At 69.8% G+C, this 4,691-nt stretch carries 5 protein-coding genes; 2 read left to right on the top strand and 3 right to left on the bottom strand.

The genetic code is table 11. From position 1 onward, the window contains the following. Positions 1-288 precede the first annotated feature (288 nt). On the top strand, positions 289-648 hold the full coding sequence (locus ASG87_RS10965) for a hypothetical protein (protein WP_056004785.1): 360 nt from the start codon (positions 289-291) through the stop codon (positions 646-648). Positions 649-912: 264 nt separating this feature from the next. On the opposite strand, the gene ASG87_RS10960 is transcribed toward ASG87_RS10965, so the two are convergent. The 3 genes from ASG87_RS10960 to ASG87_RS10950 form a co-directional block, all read right to left on the bottom strand. Further along, the gene (locus tag ASG87_RS10960; protein ID WP_056004783.1) at positions 913-2,964 is read right to left on the bottom strand and encodes a M13 family metallopeptidase; all 2,052 of its coding nucleotides are present in this window, start codon (positions 2,962-2,964) and stop codon (positions 913-915) included. A 114-nt stretch (positions 2,965-3,078) separates the two neighbouring features. Then, on the bottom strand, positions 3,079-3,540 hold the full coding sequence (locus tag ASG87_RS10955; RefSeq protein WP_056004781.1) for a hypothetical protein: 462 nt from the start codon (positions 3,538-3,540) through the stop codon (positions 3,079-3,081). Beyond that, positions 3,537-4,121, bottom strand: coding sequence for a sigma-70 family RNA polymerase sigma factor (locus ASG87_RS10950; protein WP_056004779.1), 585 nt, complete (start codon positions 4,119-4,121; stop codon positions 3,537-3,539). Before ASG87_RS10950 ends, ASG87_RS10955 begins: the two co-directional genes overlap by 4 nt. A 123-nt stretch (positions 4,122-4,244) precedes the next feature. Here ASG87_RS10950 and ASG87_RS10945 point away from each other — a divergent pair, with 123 nt between their 5' ends. Further along, positions 4,245-4,574, top strand: a complete 330-nt coding sequence (locus ASG87_RS10945) for a DUF6249 domain-containing protein (protein ID WP_056004777.1) — start codon at positions 4,245-4,247, stop codon at positions 4,572-4,574. Positions 4,575-4,691 lie beyond the last annotated feature (117 nt).

Below are 4,691 nucleotides of genomic sequence, written 5' to 3'. Positions count from 1 at the left end.
CCCGGTCTTGCCCGTCATCCCGGCGGCTCTCAACGGCCGAAGGGCCGGTCAAGCCGGGATCCAGCGCCTTCAATCCATTGGGCGCAAAGGCGCGGGATGACTTGCTACGCCTGCCCCGTCCAGGCCTGCCTTCGGCTGTTCGACGCCCGTACGGTTCGCACTCGTCCCGTCTACCCGGGGATGCCGAACAAAAACGGATTGTCCGGGCCTTCCCTAAAGATTCCGCCGCCGCGGCCGATCCGTGGAGTGTCGCTCCATTTCGACTCCCTGATACCAACGGATACGCCCATGAAGACTCTGCTTGCCGCCGCCGTGCTCCTGTTCGCCCCGATCGCCGCCCATGCCGGCTGCGCCGCCACCGATTTCGCCGTGCAGGACTTCAAGGTCGGCGCCGGTTCCGGCGCCGGCGCCCGCATGAGCATGAAGGGCGCGCTGGTGAACCATTGCACCGAGGCCGCCGCCGCGCAGATCCAGATCGAGGCCAAGGACTCCAGCGGCAAGGTGGTGCAGACCAAGAAGGGCTGGCCTGCCGGCACCACCAACATCGCACCGGGCCAGTCGGTGGATTTCGACATGGGCCGCCTGTTCCGCTTCCAGAGCGACATGCAGACCTACACCGTCAGCGTGGTCGACGTGCGCGCCTGGTAAGCGCATACCGAAGCCTCTCCGCGCCCCGCGCCGGAACGGCCTGCGCACGGGCCGGCCAAGAACGAAGACATGGTGGGCGCCTACCCACCATCGAGCGACGGCGCCGGCATGCGAGCACGCGGAATCCGCCCGGAAGATCGCCTGGCCGCGTCACCGGAAAAGGCCCCGTTCGGGGCCTTTTCCGTCCAGGCGCAACAGCGCCCGGCATCCCGCATCATTTCGCCCGCGCCACGGGCTGCCCGCGGCGCGGACGGCTTTCCGCGGCTACCAGATCTTCACCCGCTGCGCCGGGTCGAGGTAGAGCTTCTGCCCCGGCTGGGGCTTGAACGCGTCGTACCAGGCGTCGATGTTGCGCACGGTCTGCGCGCGGAACGGCCCGGGCGCGTGGCCGTCGCCGATCACCTGGGCGCGCAGCGCCGCGTCGCGGGTCTTGGTGCGCCACGATTGCGCGTAGGCGAGGAAGAAGCGCTGGTCGCCGGTGAGCCCGTCGATCACCGGCGCCGGCTTGCCGCCCAGCGACTTCTGGTAGGCGAGGTAGGCGATGGTGAGGCCGGAGACGTCGGCGATGTTCTCGCCCAGCGTCTGCTGCCCGTTCAGGTGCAGGCCCGGCAGCGCCTCGTAGGCGTTGTACTGCGCCACCAGCCGTTGCCCGGCCGCCTTGAAGTGCGCCTCGTCCTCCGGCGTCCACCAGTTCGCCAGGCGCCCGTCGGCATCGAACTCCGCGCCGGTGTTGTCGAAGCTGTGGCTGATCTCGTGGCCGATCACCGCGCCGATCGAGCCGTAGTTCGACGCCGCGTCGGCCTTGGGATCGAAGAACGGCGCCTCGAGGATCGCCGCCGGGAAGTTCAGCGCGTTCTGCAGCGGCAGGTTCACCGCGTTCACCGTCTGCGGGGTCATCCACCACTCGCCCTTGTCCACCGGGCGGCCGAGCTTGGCGAGCTGGTGCTCGTACTCGTACTTCTCCGCGCGCAGGTGGTTGCCCAGCGCGTCGTCGGGCCTGATCTCCAGCGAGGCGTAGTCGCGCCAGGTTTCCGGGTAGCCCACGCCGACCCTCACCGTGGCGATCTTCGCCTTGGCCTTCTGCTTGGTCGCCGGGGTCATCCAGTCCAGCGCGTCCACGCGCTCGTCGAAGGCGGCGAGGATGTTCTTCACCATCTGCTGCACTTCGGCCTTGGACGAGGCCGGGAAGTACTTCTTCACGTAGATCTGGCCGACCGCGTCGCCGAGGTCGCCGTTGACCGCGCCGATCGCGCGCTTCCAGCGGTCGCGCTGCTTGGGCGTGCCCTGCAGGGTATGCCCGTAGAAGTCGAAGCTGGCGTCGGCGAACGGCTTGGGCAGCAGGTTGGCGCTGTGGTTGATGGTGTGGAAGGCGAGCCAGGCCTTCCAGGTGTCCAGCGGCTCGCTGGCGACCAGCGCGGACAGCCCGCGGATCGCCTGCGGCTGCCATGCCACGACGATCTTCTGGCCGTCCAGGCCGGCGGCCTTGAAGTAGGCGGCCCAGTCCAGGCCCGGCGCCTTGCTGGCGAAATCGGCCAGCGGCCACGGGTTGTTCGCCTTGTGCACGTCCTCGCTCTCGACCAGGCTGGCCTGCGCCTTGGCGATCTTCATTTCCAGCGCGAACACGGCCTTCGCCTTGGCCTGCGCGTCGGCGATGCCGGCGTTCTTCAGCTGGGTGGCGATGTAGGCCTGGTACTTGTCGCGGAAACCGGCCATCTGCTTGTCGGCTTCCAGGTAGTAGTCGCGGTTGGGCATGCCCAGGCCGCCCTGCAGCAGGTAGGGCACGCTGTGCGAGCCGTCCTCCAGGCCCTGCGTGACGAACAGGCCGAACAGGTGCTCGGTGTCGAGGTTGGTGGCATTGATCGGATCGACGTCGGCGCGCAACTGGCTGCCGAGCACGCGGGCCAGGTCGTCCTTGCCATGGATGGCGTCGATCCTCGCCAGCTCCGGCTGGATCGGCTTCAGCCCGGCCTTCTGGATCCCCGCCTCGTCCATGAAGGCCGCGTAGTAGTCGGCGATCTTGCGCTCGTTCGTGCCGGCCGCCGCCTTGCTCGCCGCGGCGGCGCGGATCAGCTCGGCGTTGCGCTTCTCGGCCTTCTCGAACACCTGCAGGAAGATGCCGGTGCTGGAGCGGTCGGCCGGGATCACCGCGGTCTTGGCCCAGCCGCCGTTGGCGTAGCCGTTGAAGTCGTCGCCCGGCTTGACCGAGGTGTCCATGCCGGCCCGATCGATGCCGGCCGCCGCGGCGGCGAAGGCCGGCGCGCTTACGGCCGAACCGCACAGCACGGCGGCGGCCACTATCCATCGTATGCGTTGCATATGCGTTACCTCGGTCTGGGAAAACGGCCCACGATAGACCGGAAACCCCCGCCGCGTGGGCATGACCAATGGGCTAGCCGGCCGGCGGCCGGCGCGGACCGAGGCGGCGGCGGCTCAGCCGCGCCCGCGCGATCCGGGCCGCCAATGGCCGAGCAGGCCCGAGCAGCCCAGGCAGACCGCCAGGGCCAGCAGCCAGCGGTTGGTCAGCCAGGCGGCGGGAATGCCGTCGTCGATGGCTGGCAGCCAGGCCCGGCCGTACATCGCCGCCGCGATGACGCCGGCCAGCGCGAAGACCGCCAGCAGCAGCACGACGAGCCGCTGCTCGAAACGGCCGTCGTCGGCGAGGCCGGCGGCGGCACGCTCGGCGCGCCGCGCGGTGAGCCGGGCGAAATCGGCCGGCAACCGCTCCCGCGGCGGTTCGGCCAGGGCGCGCGCGACCTGCCGGTACGCATGCAGGTCCGGCTCGCCGTCGGCGGGGGCCAGGCCGGCGCGCTCCTGCCGCATGGCACGCTCCTGCCGCTGCCATTCGCGCTCGGCGGCGGCGTCTTCCAGGGGGAAATGCGGATCGCGGTTCATACGACGACTCCTGACCGGGCGCCGAGCACGTCGCGCAGGCGCAGGCGTGAACGGAACAGGTGGCTCTTGATCGTGCCGGCGGCCAGCCCGGTGATCGCCGCGATCTCCGGGATGCTGGCCTCTTCCAGATGATAGAGGGTGAGCAAGGTGCGCTGCAGCGGCGGCAGGGCCTCGATCGCCGCGTGCAGGCGGCGCGCGCTTTGCGCGTCGGCGTGGGCCGCCTCCAGGTCGACGCCGTCGCCGATGTTCTCCAGCATGGAAAGTTCGTCGCCCTCGTCCCCCGGTTCGAGCAGGGGAATGCGCCGGCGCTGCAGGTGGCGCAGGGCGATCGAGTACGCCACCTGGCCGATCCACGACTTCAGCGCGCTCTCGCCGCGGTACTGGTGCAGGCACTGGTGCACGCGCAGGAAGGTCTCCTGGCACAGGTCGCGGGCATCCTCCGGATGCCGCACCATGCGGTAGACGATGTGCCAGCACAGCCCCTGGTAGTCGCGCACCAGCCGCTCGAACGCGCCCGGCGCCCCGCCCAGCACGGCGTCGGCCAGGGCACGATCCTGCGCGTGGGGGTCGTTTTCTTCCATCGGGACGGGTTCCATCGACACCGGGATACGCGGAAGAGGCAAACGGTTGCAAGTATCGCCGTGCAACCGGCGACGGGCGGCCGGTATCTCTTGCCCCGACCGACCATCAACCAGGAGCGCACCATGAGCATCGACTCGACACTGATCCCCATCTCGCTGTTCGTCTGCATCGCCTACGCGATCAAGTCCGTGGTGGACGCCCGGGTGCGCCGCCAGATGTTCAGCGCCAGCCAGTCGGGCGAACTGGTGACCTCGGTGCTGCAGGGCGAGGAGCTGCGCCGCCGCCACGCGTCGCTGCGCTGGGGCGTGATCCTCATCGCGCTGGCGATCGGCTTCGGCATCATCCAGGCGCTCGGCTGGGAGGAGCTGTCGGCAGGCATGATCGCCGTGCTCGCCGGCGCCACCGGCCTGGGCAACCTGGTGTCCTTCGCCATTTCCCGCCGCTTGCAGTGAGGCTGAAGCGGTACGCGTAGCCGGGAATCGCAGGGCCGAGCAAAGCCGCTGGGTCCCGGCTTTCGCCGGGACGACGGTTCGAGGCGGCGCCAGGCGACGAACTCCGCCCCTCCACTC

Origin of the sequence: Frateuria sp. Soil773 (genome assembly GCF_001428405.1) — a bacterium.
Classification (GTDB): Bacteria; Pseudomonadota; Gammaproteobacteria; order Xanthomonadales; family Rhodanobacteraceae; genus LMSL01.
This window is presented reverse-complemented; position numbering and strand designations above follow the sequence as displayed.

Bases quoted from the DNA above. Each gene is read 5' to 3' on its own strand.
- ASG87_RS10955 (WP_056004781.1), bottom strand. From the start codon at position 3,540: ATGAACCGCGATCCGCATTTCCCCCTGGAAGACGCCGCCGCCGAGCGC.
- ASG87_RS10960 (WP_056004783.1), bottom strand. From the start codon at position 2,964: ATGCAACGCATACGATGGATAGTGGCCGCCGCCGTGCTGTGCGGTTCG.
- ASG87_RS10965 (WP_056004785.1), top strand. From the start codon at position 289: ATGAAGACTCTGCTTGCCGCCGCCGTGCTCCTGTTCGCCCCGATCGCC.
- ASG87_RS10945 (WP_056004777.1), top strand. From the start codon at position 4,245: ATGAGCATCGACTCGACACTGATCCCCATCTCGCTGTTCGTCTGCATC.
- ASG87_RS10950 (WP_056004779.1), bottom strand. From the start codon at position 4,121: ATGGAAGAAAACGACCCCCACGCGCAGGATCGTGCCCTGGCCGACGCC.